This window comes from Ureibacillus aquaedulcis (assembly GCF_030418165.1).
Taxonomy (GTDB): domain Bacteria; phylum Bacillota; class Bacilli; order Bacillales_A; family Planococcaceae; genus Ureibacillus; species Ureibacillus aquaedulcis.
The window spans coordinates 69,748-92,353 of the sequence record NZ_JAUHTQ010000003.1; the positions used below are offsets into that span (position 1 = coordinate 69,748).

A 22,606-nucleotide genomic window follows, 5' to 3' on the forward strand; every position below is an offset into this window, starting at 1 on the left:
TCCGTTCAAACTAATTATCTTTGTTCGTTTACGCCTTTTTCCATTGCTTTCCAAGCCAATGTTGCGCATTTAATGCGGGCCGGGAATTTTGAAACACCTTGCAGTGCTTCAACATCACCTAAATCATATTTATCTGAATAGTCTTCCCCTAGCATCATATTTGAAAAAATTTGAGCCAGTTCAAGAGCTTCTTCTAATTTTTTGCCTTTGATAACCTCTGTCATCATGGATGCAGAAGACATTGAAATTGAACAGCCTTCACCATCAAATTTAGCATCTTCTACAATACCATCATTCATCTTCAATGTTAAATGAATTCGGTCTCCACAAGTAGGGTTATTCATATCGATTGTGACACTGTCACCTTCCAAAGAACCTTTGTTGCGTGGTTTTTTATAATGATCCATAATGACAGAACGGTATAGCTGATCTAAATTATTATTAAAAGACATCGTTAAAATACTCCTTCGCTATGCGCAATCCTTCAACAAGTCGATCAACATCTTCTTTTGTATTATACATATAGAAGCTTGCTCGTGCTGTCGCCGTACATTGCAACCATTTCATTAGTGGCTGTGCACAATGGTGGCCGGCGCGTACAGCAATGCCGTTCATATCCAATACAGTTGCTAGATCATGAGGATGTACACCGTCTATGTTGAAAGTGATTAGTCCGCATCGTTTTTGTGGATCACGAGGTCCGTAAATCGATACACCTTCAATTTTGTCCATCTCATCCATAGCATATTCTACTAGGCTATGTTCGTGTTCTGCAATCTTTTCCAAACCGATTTCAGTAAGGAAATCAATGGCAGCTCCCAATCCGATAGCCCCTGCAATGTTTGGTGTACCGCCTTCGAATTTCCAAGGCAGCTCTTTCCAAGTAGAATCATATAAATCTACGAAATCAATCATTTCGCCGCCAAATTCAATTGGTTCCATCTCTTCTAAAAGGGCTTGTTTCCCATAAAGTACACCAATACCCGTTGGACCACACATTTTATGGCCAGAGAATGCTAAAAAATCACAATCCAAATCTTGTACATCAATTGGCATGTGTGGAGCAGCCTGGGCAGCATCCACGACAATAACAGCTCCTGCATTGTGTGCAATTTCAGCAATTTCTTTTATAGGATTTATTGTTCCCAGTACGTTTGAAGCCATTGTAATGGCAACGATTTTTGTTTTGTCCGTAATCGTGCTGCGTACTGTTTCAAGTGTGATTGTACCATCCTGCTCAAGATCGAAGTACTTTAAAACAGCACCTTTTTCTTTTGCCAGCTGTTGCCATGGGATTAAGTTGGAATGATGCTCCATATATGAAATGACAATTTCATCGCCTTCATTTACATGCATACGTCCATAAGCACCTGCAACCGTATTTAAGGAAGTTGTCGTACCACGTGTATAGATAATTTCTTTCGTCGAATTGGCATTAATGAACTTGCGAATCTTTTCGCGGGCTCCTTCATATGAATCCGTCGCACGATTTCCAAGTGTATGCACACCGCGATGTACGTTTGAATTATCTAGCTCATAGTAGCTTTTCACAGCTTCTAATACTTGTATTGGCTTTTGAGATGTAGCCGCACTGTCAAGGTAAACGAGCGGATGCCCGTTTACTTCTTGATTGAGTACAGGAAATTGTTTGCGAATTTCATTCATTAGCGAACTTTCCCTTCAATAACTTTCGTTAATTGATTTTTAACGCTTTCGATTGGAAGATTTGTTACAACAGGTGCAAGGAAGCCGTGGATTACCAGACGTTCCGCCTCTGCTTTTGAAAGACCGCGGCTCATTAAGTAGTAAAGCTGAATAGGATCCACACGGCCAACAGATGCTGCGTGTCCTGCCATTACATCATCTTCGTCGATTAAAAGAATCGGGTTTGCATCCCCACGAGCACCTTCGGAAAGCATTAGAACACGTGATTCTTGCTCTGCATTTGATTTGCTGGCACCATGTTCGATTTTGCCGATACCGTTGAAAATCGTTTGGGCAGAATCTTTCATAACACCATGTTTCAAGATAAATCCTTCTGAATTTTTACCCCAGTGGCGAATTTCGGTAGTGAAGTTTTGCTTTTGTTCCCCGCGTCCTACTACTACAGTTTTCGTATTTGCCAGTGAACCATCACCAATTAAATGTGTGATACTTTCGGAAATTGTATCCGAATCATTCATCAGACCTAGAGCCCAATCAACTTTAGCATCGCGTTTAATATGACCGCGACGGTTAACATAAGTTGTAAATCCTTTAGCAAGAACATCTACTGAACCGTAAGTAACTTGAGCATTATCTAATGCAATCACTTCTTCGATTAAGTTAGCTTGTCCATTTGATTCTTCAACAGTTGATACATAAGTTTGTACATATGTTACAGCTGAGTTCGTATCAGCTACTACTAATACATGGTTGAATAATGAAGCATCAGCATTGTCGTTCAGGAATACCACTTGCAATGGTTTTTCAACAACAACATTTTTCGGAACGTAAAGGAATACCCCGCCGTTCACCAATGCTGCATGGTAAGCAGTTAATTTATGCTCATCCACTTTAACAGCTTCAGTCATAAAGTATTTTTGAACTAGCTCACTATGTTCGCGAACTGCCGTTAAAATATCAGTGAAGATAACACCCTGTGCTTTTAATTCCTCGGAAATTTTAAGGAATGCCGGTGTGTTATTGCGTTGAATATAAAGGTTTTCTTGGCCTTCAATATCAATAATTTCTTTTAAATCTGCAGAAAGTTCATCTAGAGAACTAAATGGAGCACTTTCTACTGTATGTTGAGGGAACTCGGTAAAGTTCCATTTTGTAATGTTTGTTTTGTCTGGTGTTGGCATTGGAAGCTCAGCAGCTTTTTCAATTGCTTCAGCACGCAATGAACCGAACCAAGCTGGTTCATTATTGCTTTGTGAGAACGAGCGTACTTCTGTAGCTGATAACGCCAATTTAGTTTCAACTGTCATGTTATTCGTCCTCTCTCTTATGCTTCTTCTGTTACCGCGTCTGTATCTTCAATTCCTAATTCTTGTTTAATCCAGTCGTAACCTTCTGCTTCTAGGCGTTGTGCCAATTCTGGACCACCTGATTTTACAACGCGGCCTTGCATCATAACATGTACATGGTCAGGAGTGATGTAGTTTAGTAAACGTTGGTAGTGAGTGATTGCGATACAGCCAAATCCTTCACCGCGCATTTCGTTAATACCTTTTGCTACAACTTTTAATGCATCGATATCTAGACCAGAGTCAATTTCATCCAGGATTGCAAACTTAGGTTTGATCATCATTAATTGCAGAATTTCGTTACGTTTCTTTTCCCCACCAGAGAAACCTTCGTTTAAGTAACGTTGAGCCATTTCTTGGTCCATTTCCAGGAAATCCATTGTTTTATCTAATTCACGGATGAATTTCATTAATGAAATCTCATCGCCTTCTTCACGGCGAGCATTGATAGCTGAGCGAACAAAATCAGCATTTGTCACACCTGAAATTTCAGATGGGTATTGCATAGCTAGGAATAGACCAGCTTTAGCACGCTCATCAACTTCCATTTCAAGTACATTTTCACCATCTATTTCAATTGTTCCTTGAGTTACTTCATATTTTGGATGACCCATGATAGCCGAAGCCAATGTTGATTTACCAGTACCGTTAGGACCCATGATTGCATGAACTTCGTTTGTATTAATAGTAAGGTTTAAACCTTTTAAAATCTCTTTATCTTCGATTGATACGTGAAGATCTTTTATTACTAAAGTTGACATTATATTACCTCCGTAGTTGTGCTTTGAATGGCAGGACCATTTCTAATTTATTATCATTCTAATCTTAACCGAAATCCCGAAACCATGCAAAGCATTTATTTTACAAACAGTATATTTCGACCAAATCCATTAAAATATTGGAGTTTTACTCTTTTTTATAGTGTTTCAGGAAAGCAAGCGGGAAGAAAAGTTGATGAATTCATTTTCAATACACGAAGTCTAATTGAGAATTTATTTCACCGATAAAATCAGACATGATAGCTGGAAATTCGCTAAAATCAATTCTGCAAATAGTTTACCAATAAACATTCCCTTCTTATACATCGCTAAAAAATTTATAATCATAACACCTATTTTCAGTTTAGAAAAACTTTGCCCATTGTTCAACCTTTTAGCTTTATTCAATTAGAAAGATTAGTAATTACTTTCTTTTAACGCAAAATAAAAGCGGTCTCCGAGTATTTTTACAACTCGGAAACCACTTCAAATTATGCATTCACTTTTACATCCAAAAATTCATTTACGCTTGCTGCAACGGCGCGACCTTCTTTGATCGCCCATACAACCAAGCTTTGTCCGCGTCTTGCATCACCTGCTGCAAATACACCAGGTACATTTGTTTCAAAATCTTTAATGGAAGCATGGATTTTATTGTTTGAGATTGCCACTCCAAATTGCTCCGGCACTGATTTTTCGATTCCTTCAAAACCAATGGCAACGAATACAGCTTGCGCAGGCCACACTTTTTCAGTGCCTGGAATCTCTTTAAAGAAGTAGAAACCATCGTCCCCTAAAATTTTCTCCATTTGAATCGTATGAAGTTCTTTTACGCGCCCCATTTTATCTTTTACGATTTCCTTTGTTTGAATGCAATATTCACGAGGATCTCGACCTTTTGCAGCCGCAACTTCTTCATATGCATAATCAAGATTGAATATATTTGGGTCCTGTGGCCATGGGCGATCTTCCTGACGAGTTTTTGGCAGCTCAGGATGTTTACCAAATTGATGTACTGAACGCGCTTTTTGACGGATAGCAGTTGCTACACAGTCTGCTCCTGTATCACCGCCACCAATGACGATAACATCCTTGCCTGCAACATCCAGTGCTTTTTTATCCTTAAAGTTTGAATCCAGCAAACTTTGAGTTACGCCTGTTAAGTAGTCCATTGCTAGGTGAACACCTTCAGCATCACTGCCTTCCAAATGTAGAACCCGTTGTTTTTGGGCACCGATACATAGAATTACAGCATCATTCTGTGCTTTTAATTCGTCAGCAGTGATATCTTTGCCGATTTCGGTACTTAAAACAAAGTCGATTCCTTCTTGGCGAAGTAGATGAACGCGGCGTTCAATCACCTCTTTTTCAAGCTTCATGTTCGGAATGCCATACATTAACAAGCCACCAGGACGATCCGCACGCTCGTAGACAGTCACACTGTGACCAAGTTGATTTAATTCATCAGCAGCTGCTAATCCGGCAGGTCCTGAACCAACGACAGCAACTTTTTTACCTGTGCGTGTTCTTGGGATACGCGGTAATACCCAGTTATTTTCAAAGCCTTTGTCGATGATTGAACGCTCAATGGATTTAATGGCTACTGCCGGATCTGTTATCCCTAATGTACAGGAGCCTTCACAAGGCGCTGGACAAACGCGCCCTGTAAATTCCGGGAAGTTATTCGTCATATGAAGACGATCCAATGCTTCCTTCCATTGTCCCTTATATACTAAATCGTTCCATTCAGGAATGACGTTTTGAATTGGACAGCCAGCTGCTGCACCGCGGATTTCTACACCCATATGGCAAAATGGTGTACCGCAATCCATGCATCTTGCACCTTGCTCTTGCAATGATTCATCTGACAGCCTAGAAGCATATTCATTCCAATTCGAAATACGCTCTAGTGGAGGCTGTTCTTTCGTTTTCGCTCGTTTATATTCCATAAATCCTGTTGGTTTCCCCATTCTAGAACCTCCCCTTATTTGGAAATCGCTAATTCTTTAGCGCCAGTTGCTTCTACAAATGCTTGCATAGCAGCAGTTTCTTCATTTAGACCAAGGAATTTGTGATAGCTGATTTTGTCTATCATCGCTTTATAATCCGTTGGCACAACCTTCACAACCTTACTTACAAGTTGATCCCATTTCGCCAGAACATCTAATGCAATTGTACTTTCCGTATGTTCCAAATGCTTGATAATCATGGAACGTACGGCTTCGATTTCGTTTTTATCTTCCAATCGTTCAAATTCGATCATTTCTGTATTGCATTGTTCTTTGAATTTCGCTTCATCTGTTGGCAATACGTAGGCAATACCGCCACTCATACCAGCAGCAAAGTTTTTCCCTACATCACCCAGGATGACTACACGTCCGCCGGTCATATATTCACAGCCATGATCGCCAATACCTTCTACAACAACATTGGCACCACTGTTACGAACTGCAAAACGTTCACCAGCTCGACCGTTGATATAAGCAGTACCGCTTGTTGCTCCATATAGACAAACGTTACCAGCAATAACGTTTGTCTCTTGCTCCCCTTTAATCGGTGCGATCGCTACTAGTTTCCCGCCGGATAAGCCTTTACCAAAGTAGTCGTTCACGTCACCCACGCAAGATAGTGACATTCCTTTTGGAACGAATGCTCCAAAGCTTTGCCCTGCATGACCCGTAAAGTTGAGCTTGATTGTTTCATCTTTAAGCCCGGCTTCACCGTACTTTTTCGAAATTTCACTTCCGATAATCGTACCGACAACGCGATCTGTATTTTTAATCGAATAGTCGAGTTCGATAGATTCTTTTTCTTTAATGCTTTTTTCCACTTTTGGCAGTAATTCACGAATATCAAATGTTTCTTCGATACGAAGATCCTGGTTAGTTTGTTTTGTGCGGGCACCTTGAACTTGGTAAAGCAGTGTTGAAAGATCAAGCTGTCCTGCTTTCCAGTGTGACTTTGCACGATCGCTGATTTGAAGGACATCCGTGCGTCCAACCATCTCTTCAACTGTGCGGAATCCTAGTTTCGCCATATATTCACGCATTTCTTCTGCAACAAAGTGCATATAGTTTACGATGTGATCGGCGTTCCCCATAAATTTAGCACGCAATTCAGGGTTTTGAGTAGCTACACCTACCGGGCATGTATCCAAGTGACATGCACGCATCATGATACATCCAAGCACGATTAATGGCGCAGTTGCAAAGCCATATTCCTCTGCTCCAAGTAAAGCAGCCATAACAACATCTTTACCTGTCATCAACTTCCCGTCTGTTTCCAATGTTACACGCTCACGAAGACCGTTTAGCATTAATGTTTGATGTGCTTCCGCTAGTCCAAGCTCCCATGGCAACCCAGTGTGTTTAATGGAAGTTTTCGGTGATGCACCTGTTCCTCCATCATATCCTGAGATAACGATAACATCTGCGCCACCTTTGGCAACACCTGCAGCAATCGTACCTACACCAGCTTTGGCAACTAATTTTACAGAGATTCGGGCGTCACGGTTTGCATTTTTCAAATCGTAAATAAGTTCCGCCAAATCTTCGATAGAATAAATATCATGGTGCGGCGGTGGTGAAATTAACCCAACACCTGGAGTAGAACCACGCACATCAGCAACCCAAGGATAAACCTTGTTACCCGGCAATTGACCACCCTCACCTGGTTTTGCTCCCTGAGCCATCTTGATTTGCAGTTCTTTTGCATTTACTAGATAATGAGATTTCACACCAAAACGTCCGGATGCAATTTGCTTAATGGCACTGTTTCGGTTGTCCCCATTTTCGTCGATTTCAAAACGGGCAGTATCTTCTCCACCTTCACCGGAATTGGAGCGTCCGCCAATGCGGTTCATCGCAATCGCCAATGTTTCATGTGCTTCTTTGGAAATCGAACCGAATGACATTGCCCCTGTCTTAAATCGCTTAACAATCGAGTCAACAGATTCTACATCTTCAATCGGGATTGATCCATTGGCAGATTTAAACTCAAACATATTGCGCAGGAACCCAATTTGTTCCTCATTTGCCATTTCGGCATACATTCTATATAAACCATAATCATTTCTTCTAGTAGCCGTTTGCAGCGTATGAATTGTTTTCGGATTAAAGGCATGGTGTTCACCATTTGCACGCCATTGGAAGTCACTCCCCGATTCCAGCAAGTTATTCTTAGAATCTAGTGCAAGCTTATGGCGGCGTTTTGCTTCTTCGCCAATCGTCTCTAAGTCAATGCCATCGATTTGAGAAGCTGTACCTGTAAAGTATCGATCCACTACTTCTTTACTGATGCCTACCGCCTCAAAAATCTGAGCACCTCGGTAAGATTGAACAGTGGAAATCCCCATTTTGGACATTACTTTTACTACACCGTCAGCGATTCCTTTACGATACTTTCTCACGGAATCTTGGTAGCTGATTGTTAGATGTCCTGCATCGATTGCTTCTTGGATAGAAGCATAAGCAAGATACGGATTGATGGCATCAGCACCAAATCCGACTAAAGCTGCAAAATGATGTACTTCACATGCTTCTCCACTGTTTGCAATAATGCTAACAAGCGTACGCTTACCTGTACGAACCAGATATTGATGCAAGCTGCTTACAGCAAGCAGTACTGGAATAGCAGGTGTATTTACATCTTCCAATTCATCAGAAAGTACCAATAATGAAATTCCTCTTTCAATCGCTTCATCCGCTTCAGCGAATAGACGCTGCAGTTCATTTTCTAATGAATGCTTGTATTGAAGAGTAAGTACTTCATGCTGGAAATGTTTATTATCAAAACTTGTAATCTCGTTTAACTCGCCATCAGTTAAAATAGGCGTTTCAAGGAAAATACGGCGTGCATTTTCAGCATTCGGATGCAATAAATTCCCTTCGGCTCCAAGTAAAGTCATCGTCGAAGTGACAATATGCTCACGAATTGAATCAATCGGCGGGTTTGTCACTTGTGCAAATAACTGTTTAAAGTAATTAAATAAAGATTGTGGACGATCTGACAGCACCGCTAAAGGTGTGTCATTCCCCATTGAACCAATCGGGTCTTTTCCACTTTCCGCAATTGGAACGATATACTTTTGAATGTCTTCAAATGTGTAGCCAAAGGATTTTTGGCGTACTGCCAGCTCGGCAACCACTTTTGGCGTTTCTTCTTCGCCTTCGACAGTAAGCAAGTTTTCTTCCAACCATTTAGCATAAGGTTGTGCTTGGGCCATTTCGCTTTTCAACTCTTCATCAGAAACAATTTTTCCTTGTTCTAGATCGATTAATAGCATCCGGCCTGGACTTAAGCGCTCTTTATACAAAACATTTTCTTCCTCGATATCCACTACTCCTACTTCTGAAGAAAAGACGATCATATCATCCTTTGTTACATAGTAGCGTGCCGGACGTAAGCCATTTCTGTCCAGAATTGAACCAATTTGTTTGCCATCCGTGAAACAGATCGCCGTAGGTCCATCCCATGGCTCCATCATACTTGCATGGTAAGCGTAAAATGCTTTTTTCTCATCTGAAATATGAGGGTTTTCAGTCCAAGGTTCCGGAATTAGCATCATGGCAGTATGAGCCGGTGTACGACCAGCCAACACAAAGAATTCAAAAGCATTATCCAGCATAGAAGAGTCAGAACCTGAGTTATCAATAATCGGCAATAGTTTCTTCAAGTCATCACCAAATGCCTCAGATACAAAACGCTGCTCGCGAGCAGTCATCCAATTGATATTGCCGCGTAATGTGTTAATTTCACCATTGTGGACAATGTATCGGTTTGGATGTGCGCGTTCCCAGCTTGGGAATGTGTTTGTAGAGTATCTTGAGTGTACAATTGCAAATGCCGAAATAAAGCTCTGATCCTGAAGGTCGATATAAAATTCGCTAACTTCTTCTGGCGTTAATAATCCTTTAAACACCATTTTTTGGCTAGACATACTTGGACAATAAAATTTCATATCATTTTCTTTTGCCCAAAATTCAGCTTGCTTACGAATTAAATATAATTTACGTTCAAATGCTAGAGAATCTTCAACCTTCTCTCCCTTAATAAAAACTTGGCGAACAACAGGGGCTGTTGATTTCGCAATATCACTCAGGTTTTCTTTATTTGTAGGAGCAGTTCTCCAGCCGATTAGAGTTTGGCCTTCCTGCTCGATTAGTTCGTTTATTTTATTTTCGATGGATTCTCTCTCTCTAGTATCCTCTGTAAAAAATAGCTGCCCAACGCCATACTCACCTTTTTTCGGTAAGTTGAACTCCGGACAATTCAATTTAAAGAATGCATCCGGTATTTGAACCATTAAACCGGCACCATCTCCAGTTCTACCGTCACCGCCGCGTCCTGCTCGGTGATCCAAACGACATAACATTTCTAGTCCGTTTTTTACAATCTCATGTGAAGCGTGTCCCTTAATGTTAGCGTAAAAACCGATTCCACAAGCGTCATGCTCAAAACTTGGCGAATACAGCCCTTGTGCTTTCGGATACTGATGAAAAGTCATGTAAATCCCCCCAAATCTTCGTAAATACGTTATTTACATTGTAGAATTTTTAGAATAATATAAACAATATATACTTTGGATAGAATTAATCTAATATTTAGATAAGAGAGGTGAGAACGTTGGAATTACGCCAATTGCGATACTTTGTCGAGGTAGCTGAAAGAGAACATATTTCTGAAGCAGCCGAACATCTCCATGTCGCCCAGTCTGCAGTCAGCCGCCAAATTGCCAACCTTGAGGACGAGCTAGGCACCCCACTTTTTGAACGAGTTGGAAGAAATGTGAAACTGACACCGATTGGTAAAATCTTTTTGGAGCACTCGGTTACCGCATTGAAGGCAATTGATTTTGCAGTCAAACAAGTAGAAGAGTATCTAGATCCAGCCAAAGGAACCATTAAGATCGGTTTCCCTACAAGTCTTGCAAGTTACGTACTGCCAACTGTTATTTCCGCCTTTAAAAAAGAGTTTCCGAACGTACTCTTTCATTTGCGCCAAGGTTCTTACCGCTACCTGATCGAGGCTGTTAAGAACCGCGAACTTAACCTTGCGTTTTTAGGTCCTGTTCCACCCAATGACGAGAGCATTCATTCTTCCATTTTGTTTAGCGAGAAGATTCATGCTTTACTCCCTGCGAACCATCCATTAGCGAATGCGCAAAAAATCTTTCTCAGTGATCTACGAAAAGAAAATTTCGTTCTTTTCCCTGAAGGATTTATTTTAAACAAAGTTGCTGTTGATGCCTGTAAAGCTTCCGGCTTCGTACCAAGCGTTACTTCAGTAGGCGAGGATATGGATGCTTTGAAAGGTTTGGTGGCAGCAGGTATCGGGGTCACCTTGCTTCCCGAGAGCTCACTTTATGATTCCACTCCACGCTTTACAGTGAAGATGCCGATTGAAAATCCAGCAATCACAAGAACTGTAGGAGTCATTTATCCAACTAACCGCGAACTTGGACCTTCTGAACAGGTATTTTTAAAATTTATTGATACTTTCTTCTCGAGGCTAAATCAATTTTTATAAAGTTGTGTGACAAATACCCAGAGCATAGCGAATGTGCTCTGGGTATTTTTTGTATTCGATGGAAGATATTTTAGAAGGGTGACTCCGTGAAATGGCAAAATCAGAGGTTACCGTGGAGCGGAGGGTGGCTCATTTCCCAGGGATACTAAAACTAGCGGTTACCGGGCAGCGAGGAGACGACTCGTTAACCGAAAATGACAATTTTAGTGTTCACCGGGCATTGAGGGGGAATCTCACTTCCCCTAAACAGCAAAGTCAACGGTTACCAGGCAGCGAGTAGACAACTCATTTACCCATAATAATAAAACCAGCGCTCACCGGGCATTGAGGAGTGATCTCACTTCCCCTAAACAACAAAATCAATAGTTATCAGGCAGCGAGTAGACAACTCATTTACCCATACTGATAAATCCAGCGTTCACCGGGCAATGAGGGGTGATCTCATTTCCCCTAAACAGCAAAGTCAATAATTACCAGACAGCGAGAAGCGCCCCCTCATTTACCCATACTGATAAATCCAGCGTTCACCGGGCAATGAGGGGTGATCTCATTTCCCCTAAACAGCAAAGTAAATAATTACCAGGCAGCGAGAAGTCGCCTAATTCCCCGAAGATGATAAATCAGCGATTCCCTAAATAAATTCGCTCGATAAAAAGTATTTCCCCACAACTCCGAAATAAAAAATGGCGAGGGAAAACTACTTTCCCTCGCCACTTCCAATTATTCATTTACTGGTACAACTGCGCCGCCCCACTCATCCATGATGAATTGTTGGATTGCATCTGAATGCAGGACTTCTACTAAACGTGTGATTGCTTCGTTATCTTTATCTTCTGCGCGAACGGCAATGATGTTCACATACGGAGATTCAGAACCTTCAATGGCAATTGAATCTTCAATAGGATTGATACCTGCATCGATTGCGAAGTTAGAGTTGATCACTACAGCATCCCCTTCGCCTTCTTCATAGAACGTTACCAACATTTCTGGTGCTGAGCTATTGTCGATTACTAAATTTTTAGGGTTTTCAACGATATCATCCACTGTTGCCAATGTTTTATCGATGCCATCAGCCAGCTTGATCAACCCTTTAGTTTCTAGTAAAGATAAAATACGGCCTTGGTCAGAAACCGAATTTGAAATAATGATTGTTGCGCCATCCGGAAGTTCATCTAATGATTTATATTTTTGTGAGTAAATTCCGATTGGTTCAATGTGGATACCGCCTGCATTGACGAAATCATAGCCTTTTTCAGCAATTTCCGCTTCTAGATACGGAATGTGTTGGAAGTAGTTTGCATCAAGGTCACCAGATTCCAAGTCTTGGTTAGGCATTACGTAATCTTGGTACGGTTCGATTTTTAATTCGATTCCTTCTTCAGCCAAAATAGGTTTTGCTTGCTCCAAAATCAAGTCATGTAAACCGTTTGAAGCACCAACTGTTATAGTTGTAGATGCTTTCTGTTCAGTTTCGCTTTCACCAGCAGAACCGCTTGTAGGATTATTCGTCTCTTCCTCTTTAGCAGAACCGCAAGCGGCTAAAGCAAGAACGACTACTGATAATACTAAAAATGATAAAATTTTCTTCATATGTCTTTCTCCTTTTCTTTTCGTTTCTTCTATATGTGAACGGATTAAACCGTCTTCACCAATTACTAAATAAAAGCAAAAATCTCCATTAACGTTTATCGGTCTTTGTTGTTATAAAGTCTCCAATAAATTGAAGAATAAACACGATGATCAAAATTACAATTGTTGCCGTTAATGTGACATCTTCACGGCTGCGTTGGAAGCCATCTATAAATGCCAGGTTTCCTAACCCGCCTGCTCCGATAATACCAGCCATTGCCGTATATCCTACTAATGCAACAGCAGTTACTGTAATACCAGAAAGTAATGCCGGCATAGACTCAGGTATTAATACTTTCCAGATAATCGTAGAAGTTTTTGCTCCCATTGATCGAGCTGCTTCAATAACCCCTTTATCAATTTCTCTTAAAGCGATTAATACCAGGCGAGCATAAAATGGTGCTGCCCCGATAATTAAAGCCGGTAAAGCTGCTTCAACTCCTCGAATTGTTCCCAGCAAGAACTTCGTAAACGGAATTAAAAGAATAATTAATACAATAAATGGAATGGAACGGAAAATATTAACAAGTGATCCCGTTAAAAGATTGACGATCTTATTTGCCCAAATTTGGTGGGGACTAGTCAAAAACAGCAAGATTCCGATTGCCAGCCCAAGTACAAAGGTTACCCCTGTAGAAATAATCGTCATATATAGGGTTTCATATGTCGCTTCCCACATTTTTACCCAATCAACATTTGGAAATAATTGATTAAACATGGTCAATCACCTCCGCTTGAATTTCTCTTGTTTCCAAAAGCTTGAATGCTTGTTCAACTTGATTTGGTTTGCCATCTATTTGTACAATCAATGTTCCATATGGTCCACTTGTAGTTTGTGTAATATTTCCGTGAACAATATTCACTTCCACATCAAATTCTTTAATAATTTGAGAAATAACCGGTTGTTCTGTTTTATTTCCTATAAAAGTAAGCTTTACAATTTTCCCTGTTGGGTAATTGACCAGAATTTGCTCAATCGATTCTTTTGATTCTTTTGTTCCAGACACTTGCATAACGAAGTTCTTTGTTATCTCGGCTTGTGGATTTTGGAATACTTGAAGCACTTCTCCGGATTCAACAACTTGTCCAGCTTCCATTACCGCTACACGATCACAAATTTTACGGATAACATGCATTTCATGGGTAATAAGAACAATCGTTAAACCTAGACGCTTATTGATATCCAGCAACAATTCCAAAATCGCATCCGTTGTTTCAGGATCAAGGGCACTTGTTGCTTCATCACATAGCAAGACTTCCGGGTTATTGGCTAGTGCTCTTGCAATCCCCACACGCTGCTTTTGACCGCCCGATAATTGGGATGGATAAGCATTTTCCCTGCCTGATAATCCAACCAAATTGATTAATTCTCCCACACGTTTTTCACGTTCAGCTTTTGGGACACCTGCAATTTCCAATGGAAAGGCAATGTTGTCTGCAACCGTTCGTGACCATAGTAGATTGAAATGCTGGAAAATCATACTGATTTTTTGTCGGGCTTGGCGAAGCTGTGTACCTGTTGCTGAAGAAATCTGCTGGCCATTCACTTCCACAGTACCTGAGGAAGGTTTTTCCAAGCCGTTCAATAGGCGAATCATCGTACTTTTCCCGGCCCCGCTGTAGCCAATAATTCCGAAGATTTCACCTTTGTTGATGGATAAATTAACGTCTTTTACAGCCGTTATTTCTCCATTTTTTGTTTTATATATTTTCGATATATCTTTTAATCTAATCATATGTGACTCCTTACTTTATTCCTATCGTAAACCGTAACTATGTATTCTTATATGTAGACTTGAAGGTAATTTAAGTTTACCCATTTAGCAAAGTGAAATGAAAGATAAAGAAAAAAACCCCTTCTACCAAGACAAGTAGAAGGGGACGTAAATATATTGTTTACGTGAACCGTTCTCTCATCTTCCAAAGTATCCACTTCGCGTGACTTGGCACCTTTTCACATAAATGTGATGGTTGCCGGGTTTCATAGGGCACTTCCCTCCACCGCTCTTTATAAGAGTTACGATATTAAGTTTTAGATTATGGATGTTACTTTACCATGTTAGTTATCAACACGTCAACTACTTTTTCAACTTTTCATATAGGAATGGTACAGATTGGAAAGCATACACTTTTTCGACATTCCCTTTTTCACTAATTAGTAAACATGGCACACTTTCTATTTGATAATCCATTACTAAAGTTTCCAAGTAATTAATGTTCGCTTTTCCCAACGGTAAGTCAGGCAGGAGCTCTTCAATTACATCCATCATTTTTGATGCCACTGCACAAGTTCCGCACATAGGGGTATATAAATAAAAGGCAACCAAGGAATGTTGTTCCTGCTGTTGCACCCAATCTTCTGTTGTCCATTCTTTCATAATCATCATCCTATTTCATTTGTTTAGGTAGTATAAACAGCTCGATTACGTTTCAATTGATGAAGATAAATATTGCTTATGCACAGAGAACTTGGCCTCGCTTAATAAATTTGCAAGAACTTTTCTTGGCGCATTTGCCACTTCGATATAAGTTCGAGGTATGAAAAGATGAACAGCCTCAGAGTAGATTCTCTTTGTCAGCTTTCTCAACTTTTCCCCTGAATTATCCGCATCAAATAACGTATATAGTTTACATTCTTCAAATGGTTCAATAAGATCTAATAATGCATCTTCACTTATCGTACCATTCGTACAAATAATTTTAACATCCTCTGCAAATATTGGTGCAATGTTTAACTTATCCGATCGACCTTCAACAATTATACACTTATCAACTATCATTTGCTTCACCCCACGATTTGTAGTAACACAGCTAAATAACGTCTTCAAATATGCATAAGGATAATGATTGAAAAGCACGGTTTTCGCTTTCGAAAATCGATGTCTTTTCCCACTGATTTTGCATTGAAGGAAGTCCAGCAAATATCAATGAAATAAAAGATATGGTTACTTATTATATTAATATTGTAAAAAAAACGCCAGTGGTTTTCTGGCGTTTTTTACTATATCATATTCAGATTATGCACCAATTAATTCATCATATTGCTCAGGAGTTAATAATGCTTCCACTTCTGAAAGATCCGTTGGTTCAATAACTACCATCCAAGCCTGCTCATAAGGTGATTCATTTACAAACTCTGGGCTATCTTCAAGTTCACTATTGATTTCCACCACTTTACCTGAAATTGGTGCGTATAGTTCAGAAACTGTTTTAACAGATTCAACACTACCGAATGGTTGGTTAAGTTGAATTTCGTCGCCAACTTGTGGAAGTTCAACGAAAACAATATCGCCAAGTTCAGATTGTGCAAAGTGTGTAATTCCAATGCGTACTTTCCCATCTTCAACTTTAACCCATTCGTGTTCTTTAGAGTAACGTAAATCTTTCGGTGTGCTCACTAAAAACCCCTCCAAATATATGTAATTCCTTCATGATAAGTTTGACACATTTTATAACCAAAAACAAGATAGAGTAGCGCTTTATTTCCAAGATTCAGTGAACTCAGTTTCTTTGAATCCCAATGTTACTTTTTTGCCATCCGTTACAATCGGTCTCTTAATCAACATACCATCCGAGGCAAGTAATTCCAGTTGTTCATCCTCCGACATAGAGCTTAACTTATCCTTCAAGCCTAATTCTTTATACTTCATGCCAGATGTATTAAAAAATTTCTTTAAAGGAAGACCACTTTTCTCCCAGATTGCTTTTAAATCCTCTTTTGATGGGGTTTGTTCAACAATATGAACCGCTTCATACGCGATTTCATTGTCCTTCAGCCATTTTTCCGCCTTCTTGCAAGTCGTACAACGTGGATACTGTATCAATTTAAGTGCCATAACATACTCCTTCACTCACTACTAAAAATTTATTTAACTAAAGTATAGCAGAGAACCAAATCAGAGTGCCAGGCACACACCTAATTCCGAATAATCTGGATCAAACAATCAAGGGCATCCTAGATTATAGGATGCCCCAGAGAGAATGGTTATACGATATATTTTTCGGCTTCGATCAGCTTTTGTGCTGCTTCGCGTTTTTTCAAGATGAGGTTATATGGGTTGTTGCGAGTTAGTTTACGAAGTGCAGCAAGCGTCATTTTACCTGCATCCCCTTCAACTGATGCCAAGATTGTTTCTTTTGCCTCTTTTTCGATTTCCGCAAATGCTTCCTGGCAGAAGATTTCCGTATAAAGAATCTTTTGCTTCGACTTTTCTGCCCCATCACGCTCAATCGCTTTTGCAGTACGAATAACAGCTGATTCCATTGCATACAGCTGATTTGCGATATTCGCAATGTTCACAAGTACTTCTTGCTCAGCTTCCAGTTTTGCTCCAAACCTTTGTGCAGCTGCACCAGCAGCCAACACACCAATTTTCTTCGCGTTTTTCACCAAGTATTTCTCTTGTGCTAATGGCTCATCGCTAATTTCTTCAGGCATCAGCATTAACAATTCTTCCTGCAGTTTTTGGGCAACCTGAAGTAACGGCAGTTCACCTTTTAATGCTTTTTTCATGAATGTTCCTGGTACGATTAAACGGTTGATTTCATTTGTCCCTTCAAAAATACGGTTAATACGGGAATCTCGGTAAATGCGTTCTACTTCATATTCCGCCATGAAGCCATATCCACCATGCAACTGTACTGCTTCGTCGGCAATATAGTCCAATGTTTCAGAACCGAATACTTTTGCAATCGAACACTCAATCGCATACTCTGCAATCGCGCCGGCAATCGCTTTCCCATCTTTTTGTTCTTCCTTTGAAAGCTGGCTTAAACGATCTTCGAAATAGCCTACAGTTCGATAGTTCAATGATTCTGAAGCATAAAGATGTGAAGCCATGGTTGCGATTTTTTCTTTTGTCAGGTTGAAGCTCGAAAGTGGTGTTTTAAATTGCTGGCGTTGGTTTGTATAAGCAACCGCTAATTCTAAAGCACGTTTTGAGGCACCAACAGTACCAACTCCTAATTTATAACGCCCGATATTTAAAATATTGAATGCGATTACGTGGCCGCGGCCAATTTCGCCAAGCAGGTTTTCAACAGGAACTTCCGCATCTTCCAAAATTAGTGTACGAGTTGAAGAGGATTTGATCCCCATTTTCTTTTCTTCCGCCCCTACTGATACACCCGGGAATTTACGTTCTACGATAAACGCAGTAAATTTATCCCCATCGATTTTCGCGTAAACAACGAACACATCAGCGAAACCTGCGTTGGTAATCCATTGTTTTTCACCGTTTAATACGTAGTGCGTCCCCTCTTCATTCAGCTTAGCAACCGTTTTGGCACCAAGGGCATCAGATCCTGAACCTGGTTCTGTTAAAGCATATGCTGCAATCAACTCACCAGACGCAAGTTTCGGCAAGTATTTAGATTTTTGCTCATGGTTACCAAATAATACGATCGGCAATGAACCGATTCCGACGTGTGCACCATGCGTAATGGAAAAACCGCCGGCAGGAGACATTTTTTCCGCGATTAAAGCAGATGAAATTTTATCCAACTCCAAGCCTTCGTATTCTTCAGGTACATCTGCTGCTAATAGGCCCAGTTCCCCTGCCTTTTTTAATAGACGTACTGAATGCTCGAATTCGTGGTGCTCCAAGTTTTCAACTACCGGCTTTACTTCATTTTCTACGTACTCAGTCGTTGTTTGAGCAATCATTTTTTGCTCGTCCGTAAAATCCTCAGGAGTAATGACACGTTCTAGTTCCACATCTTCAATTAAAAAACTTCCACCCTTAATAATGTTAGTAGTTTGAACCATTTTTACTTCCTCCCCTTTATTCAATATTAAATAATTTGTTTGTAAACGATTCTTATGTGTTCCCAGCCCATCGATATATAGAAAAGCTTTAGGGATTTCGCCTTCCGGAGGCATTGGGTATAGGACGATTACCTAAAGCTAATCAACAAATTCACAAAACTCAAATACTATAAAACTTCAATCACTCCAGCAGCACCCATTCCGCCACCGATACACATAGTGACAACACCATATTTTTTGCCTTGGCGTTTTAACTCATGAATGAGCTTTAATGTTAAAATGGCACCGGTTGCGCCGAGTGGATGTCCTAATGCAATCGCTCCACCATTCACATTGACTTTGCCCATATCAATTCCTAAATGGCGGACGACCTGAATCGATTGAGATGCAAAGGCTTCATTTAATTCCCACAAATCGATTTGTTCTTGAGATAAACTAGCGATTTTCAAAGCTTTCGGTACTGCTTCGATTGGACCAATACCCATTACTTCTGGTGGAACGCCTCCAACAGCGAACCCTAAAAACTTCGCCATTGGTTTTAGACCTTGGTTTTCGGCTTCTTCACGATCCATGACCAGAACTGCTGCAGCACCATCTGATGTTTGAGAAGAGTTCCCCGCTGTGACAGATCCTTGTATGTTAAATGCGGGGCGCAATTTCGCAAGGCCTTCCATGGAGGTACCAACCCGAACCCCTTCATCTGTATCAAATGTAAATGTTCGCGACTGCAATTTATTGTTCTCGTCCACAAAATGCCGAACCACCTCAACAGGAACGATTTCATCCTTAAATTTTCCTTCTTTAATGGCCTTCTCGGCTAATTCATGAGAACGTACCGCAAAAGCATCCTGATCTTCCCTGCTTACCTCGAATCGATTCGCAACTTCTTCAGCAGTGTGGCCCATACTCATATAATATTGAGGTGCTTCCTCAGCAAGTTTCGGATTTAATCGAACAGTATTCCCTGTCATCGGTATCATGCTCATCGATTCCACTCCACCAGCTAGCACGGCTTTTGAGTGCCCTAGCATGACACGTTCCGCTGCATAAGCAATTGCTTGAAGGCCTGATGAACAAAAGCGGTTAATTGTAATGGCCGGAGTTGAATCCGGGAGTCCGGCTAACGCGCCGATATTACGCGCAACATTCATCCCTTGTTCAGCTTCAGGCATTGCACAGCCCATAATTAGGTCATCGATTGGGCCATTATAGCCTGCTCTTTTTAATGTTTCTTTTACTACGACCGCCCCGAAGTCATCGGGACGTACTGTTGCAAGCGATCCTTTTTTCGCCTTGGCAATCGGCGTTCTTGCACCCGCTACAATTACGGCTTCACGCATTTGTGTATCCCCCTTATTCATTACTTTCGTCAATTCAGTTTTTCGCACCGTTTTTTAATTCACTGATTAGTTACGAAGCGGTTTTCCCTTGATGAGCATGTGCTGCATTCTTGCTTGCGATCTCGGATCGGCGACAAGCTGCAAAAATGCTTCACGTTCCAAGTTTAGTAAATAGTCTTCAGTTACTTCCGTTCCGTATGGTACAAGCCCACCCGCAAATACATATGCTAGCTTCTTCGCAATCTTTAGATCATGCTCACTAATATAGCCTGATTGGAACATACCTTGTGCCCCCAATAAAAGCGTTGCATATCCTGGTGCTCCAACTACCTTCACTTTTTTAGGTATCGGTGCTGTATAACCAGCTTCATAAAGTGCAAGCACAACCTGTTTTGCATCGTAAATTAAGTGGTCGGGGTTAACTGAAATCCCATCAGCAAAGTTTAAGAAGTTATTGTCGCGGGCCTCTTCACCTGATGTAGATACTTTAGCCATCGCAACCGTTTCAAACACTTTATTGGCAATAGCCTGATAGTCAACTTCAACTCCGTTTGGAAGACCTTTCAGGAACTTTTCGTAGAGTGCCAGATTTCCTCCACCACCCGGGATTAAACCTACCCCTACTTCCACCAAGCCCATATAGGTTTCACTAGACGCTTGAATATGCGCGGCAGGCAAGCAAACTTCTGCCCCTCCGCCTAGCGTCATGCCAAATGGCGCAGCCACAACAGGCTTTTTGCTGTATTTAACCCGGCGCATCGCTTTTTGGAATGCACGAATTGTATAGTCCAGTTCAAAAATATTATCATCTTGAGCTTCCATTAAAATCATGCCAAGGTTCGCACCGACACAGAAGTTCTTACCTTGATTCCCGATGACAAGGCCTTTGTAATTCGCTTCAACCTCATCAATAGCAAAATTCAGCATTTGGATAATATCAAGACCGATAGCATTCGACTTCGAATGGAATTCAAGAAGTGCAACGCCTTCACCTAAATCTATTAAACTAGCGCCTGAATTCGATTTAATGACCCCTTGTTTTTTCTTGTAACGCTTTAAGTCGATTACTTTCTCATTTACGGGCACTTTTACATATTCAGAACCATTGTAATAAGCTAGATCACCATCTAGTTCTGTATAGAAAGATTCAAAGCCTTGGGATAAAAATTCTTTCACGAAGCCCGGCACTTCCCTGCCTTCAGCTTCCATTTTCTCGACAGATTGTTTAACCCCGATTGAATCCCACATTTCAAAAGGACCCTGTGACCAGCCGAAGCCCCATTTCATCGCATTGTCGATTTCAACAATATTATCAGCAATAACCCCGGTCATTTCTGCAGAATAAATCAATGTCGGGGCAAAGATATTCCATAGTAGTTCCCCCGTACGGTCATTGGCATAAACAAGTGTTTTCACTTTATTTGGAAGCCCTTTTGTTTGTTTTGCCATTTCAATGGAAGGTGTTTGCAGCTTTTTCGCCGGAACATATTCTAAAGTTGCCGGATCGATTTCAAGAATTTCCTTGCCTTTTTTCAAAAAGAAGCCTTGACCGGATTTGGCACCTAACCAACCATTATCAACTAATTTTTGCATCAGTTCCGGAACTTGGAAGACTTCTTGCTCCTTGCCAGTAGTTTGATCGTAAACCGTTTTCGCCACATGCAGGAATGTATCCAACCCTACAACATCGAGAGTTCTGAAAGTAGCTGATTTCGCTCGCCCAATCAGTGTCCCAGTAACCGAATCAACCTCACCAACTGAATAGCCACGTTCTAACATTTCTCTCAATGTAACTAACAAGCCATACGTGCCGATACGGTTTGCAACAAAGTTAGGTGTATCCTTCCCAATCACAACACCTTTTCCTAGTACATCTTCAGCAAACGTTTTCATGAAAGTAATAACTTCTGGTAATGTTTGTTTTGTTGGAATGATTTCCAACAGTTTTAAGTATCTTGGTGGGTTAAAGAAATGCGTACCTAAAAAATGCCTTTGGAAGTCCTCTGAAAGCCCCTCAGACATAGCATTCACGCTAATTCCCGATGTATTTGAACTGATAATCGTTCCAGGCTTTCGCACGGAATCTACTTTTTCAAATAGATTCTTCTTAATGTCCAGGTTTTCAACAACCACTTCGATGATCCAATCAACATCATTTAGCTTTTCCAGGTCATCCTCCAAATTCCCTGCAGTAATAAGTGCCAAGTTTTTCTTTGAAGTGAGTGGTGCCGGTTTATGTTTTAACAGCTTTTGAACCGCACTTGCGGCAAACCTATTGCGAACAGCAGGGTGTTCCAACGCAAGCCCTTTCGCTTCTTCATCCTTTGTTAACTCTCTTGGCACAATATCAAGCAGCAATGTTGGAATTCCAATATTTGCCAGGTGTGCTGCAATTCCAGATCCCATCACCCCTGAACCGAGTACAGCCGCTTTTTGAATTTTGTAAGACATAAACATCCCCCTTATCCCTTGAATGAATACTCATTCATTTTATGGCGAAAAAAAATAAATCCGTAAGTTTTAAATTCTTTTAATCACTTTTTCTGTCCTTAGTGTAGTTGATTTCCTTAAATT

General features: G+C 40.7%; 18 protein-coding genes and 1 riboswitch. Of the genes, 2 read left to right on the forward strand and 16 right to left on the reverse strand.

Annotated elements, in window-relative coordinates; all coding sequences use genetic code 11:
* Positions 1-14: 14 nt before the first annotated feature.
* The 6 genes from sufU to gltB form a co-directional block, all read right to left on the reverse strand.
* Positions 15-452, reverse strand: coding sequence for a Fe-S cluster assembly sulfur transfer protein SufU (gene sufU, locus QYB95_RS05175; protein ID WP_301137172.1), 438 nt, complete (start codon positions 450-452; stop codon positions 15-17).
* Positions 442-1,665, reverse strand: coding sequence for a cysteine desulfurase (locus QYB95_RS05180; protein ID WP_301137174.1), 1,224 nt, complete (start codon positions 1,663-1,665; stop codon positions 442-444). The genes sufU and QYB95_RS05180 overlap by 11 nt, the downstream gene beginning before the upstream one ends.
* Entirely contained in the window at positions 1,665-2,972 is a 1,308-nt protein-coding gene (gene sufD, locus QYB95_RS05185) for a Fe-S cluster assembly protein SufD (RefSeq protein WP_301137176.1), read from the reverse strand. The genes QYB95_RS05180 and sufD overlap by 1 nt, the downstream gene beginning before the upstream one ends.
* A 17-nt stretch (positions 2,973-2,989) precedes the next feature.
* Complete coding sequence (sufC, locus tag QYB95_RS05190) at positions 2,990-3,772, reverse strand: Fe-S cluster assembly ATPase SufC (protein WP_137729579.1); 783 nt, start codon at positions 3,770-3,772, stop codon at positions 2,990-2,992.
* Positions 3,773-4,260: 488 nt separating this feature from the next.
* On the reverse strand, positions 4,261-5,739 hold the full coding sequence (locus QYB95_RS05195) for a glutamate synthase subunit beta (RefSeq protein WP_301137178.1): 1,479 nt from the start codon (positions 5,737-5,739) through the stop codon (positions 4,261-4,263).
* 14 nt (positions 5,740-5,753) lie between these two features.
* A complete protein-coding gene (gene gltB, locus QYB95_RS05200) occupies positions 5,754-10,274 on the reverse strand; it encodes a glutamate synthase large subunit (RefSeq protein WP_301137179.1) in 4,521 nt (1,506 codons plus the stop codon).
* A 119-nt stretch (positions 10,275-10,393) separates the two neighbouring features.
* Here gltB and gltC point away from each other — a divergent pair, with 119 nt between their 5' ends.
* Positions 10,394-11,296, forward strand: a complete 903-nt coding sequence (gltC, locus tag QYB95_RS05205; RefSeq protein WP_301137180.1) for a glutamate biosynthesis transcriptional regulator GltC — start codon at positions 10,394-10,396, stop codon at positions 11,294-11,296.
* Positions 11,297-11,387: 91 nt separating this feature from the next.
* Positions 11,388-11,576, forward strand: coding sequence for a hypothetical protein (locus QYB95_RS05210; protein WP_301137182.1), 189 nt, complete (start codon positions 11,388-11,390; stop codon positions 11,574-11,576).
* 440 nt (positions 11,577-12,016) lie between these two features.
* On the opposite strand, the gene QYB95_RS05215 is transcribed toward QYB95_RS05210, so the two are convergent.
* From QYB95_RS05215 to QYB95_RS05260, 10 genes are all read right to left on the reverse strand, one after another.
* On the reverse strand, positions 12,017-12,886 hold the full coding sequence (locus QYB95_RS05215; protein ID WP_301137183.1) for a MetQ/NlpA family ABC transporter substrate-binding protein: 870 nt from the start codon (positions 12,884-12,886) through the stop codon (positions 12,017-12,019).
* 88 nt (positions 12,887-12,974) lie between these two features.
* Positions 12,975-13,643, reverse strand: a complete 669-nt coding sequence (locus tag QYB95_RS05220) for a methionine ABC transporter permease (protein WP_301137185.1) — start codon at positions 13,641-13,643, stop codon at positions 12,975-12,977.
* Positions 13,636-14,661: a methionine ABC transporter ATP-binding protein gene (locus tag QYB95_RS05225; protein ID WP_301137187.1), complete on the reverse strand. Its 1,026-nt coding sequence runs from the start codon at positions 14,659-14,661 to the stop codon at positions 13,636-13,638. Before QYB95_RS05225 ends, QYB95_RS05220 begins: the two co-directional genes overlap by 8 nt.
* A 174-nt stretch (positions 14,662-14,835) precedes the next feature.
* Positions 14,836-14,942, reverse strand: a riboswitch (SAM riboswitch).
* Between the two features lie 61 nt (positions 14,943-15,003).
* Entirely contained in the window at positions 15,004-15,303 is a 300-nt protein-coding gene (locus QYB95_RS05230; protein WP_301137188.1) for a thioredoxin family protein, read from the reverse strand.
* A 45-nt stretch (positions 15,304-15,348) separates the two neighbouring features.
* Positions 15,349-15,705, reverse strand: a complete 357-nt coding sequence (locus tag QYB95_RS05235; RefSeq protein WP_301137190.1) for a toprim domain-containing protein — start codon at positions 15,703-15,705, stop codon at positions 15,349-15,351.
* A 237-nt stretch (positions 15,706-15,942) separates the two neighbouring features.
* Entirely contained in the window at positions 15,943-16,323 is a 381-nt protein-coding gene (gene gcvH / locus QYB95_RS05240) for a glycine cleavage system protein GcvH (RefSeq protein ID WP_301137192.1), read from the reverse strand.
* An 81-nt stretch (positions 16,324-16,404) separates the two neighbouring features.
* Entirely contained in the window at positions 16,405-16,761 is a 357-nt protein-coding gene (locus QYB95_RS05245; RefSeq protein ID WP_301137194.1) for an arsenate reductase family protein, read from the reverse strand.
* 149 nt (positions 16,762-16,910) lie between these two features.
* Complete coding sequence (locus QYB95_RS05250) at positions 16,911-18,692, reverse strand: acyl-CoA dehydrogenase family protein (RefSeq protein ID WP_301137195.1); 1,782 nt, start codon at positions 18,690-18,692, stop codon at positions 16,911-16,913.
* Positions 18,693-18,859: 167 nt separating this feature from the next.
* A complete protein-coding gene (locus tag QYB95_RS05255; RefSeq protein WP_301137196.1) occupies positions 18,860-20,032 on the reverse strand; it encodes an acetyl-CoA C-acetyltransferase in 1,173 nt (390 codons plus the stop codon).
* A gap of 66 nt (positions 20,033-20,098) precedes the next feature.
* Complete coding sequence (locus QYB95_RS05260) at positions 20,099-22,483, reverse strand: 3-hydroxyacyl-CoA dehydrogenase/enoyl-CoA hydratase family protein (protein ID WP_301137197.1); 2,385 nt, start codon at positions 22,481-22,483, stop codon at positions 20,099-20,101.
* Positions 22,484-22,606 lie beyond the last annotated feature (123 nt).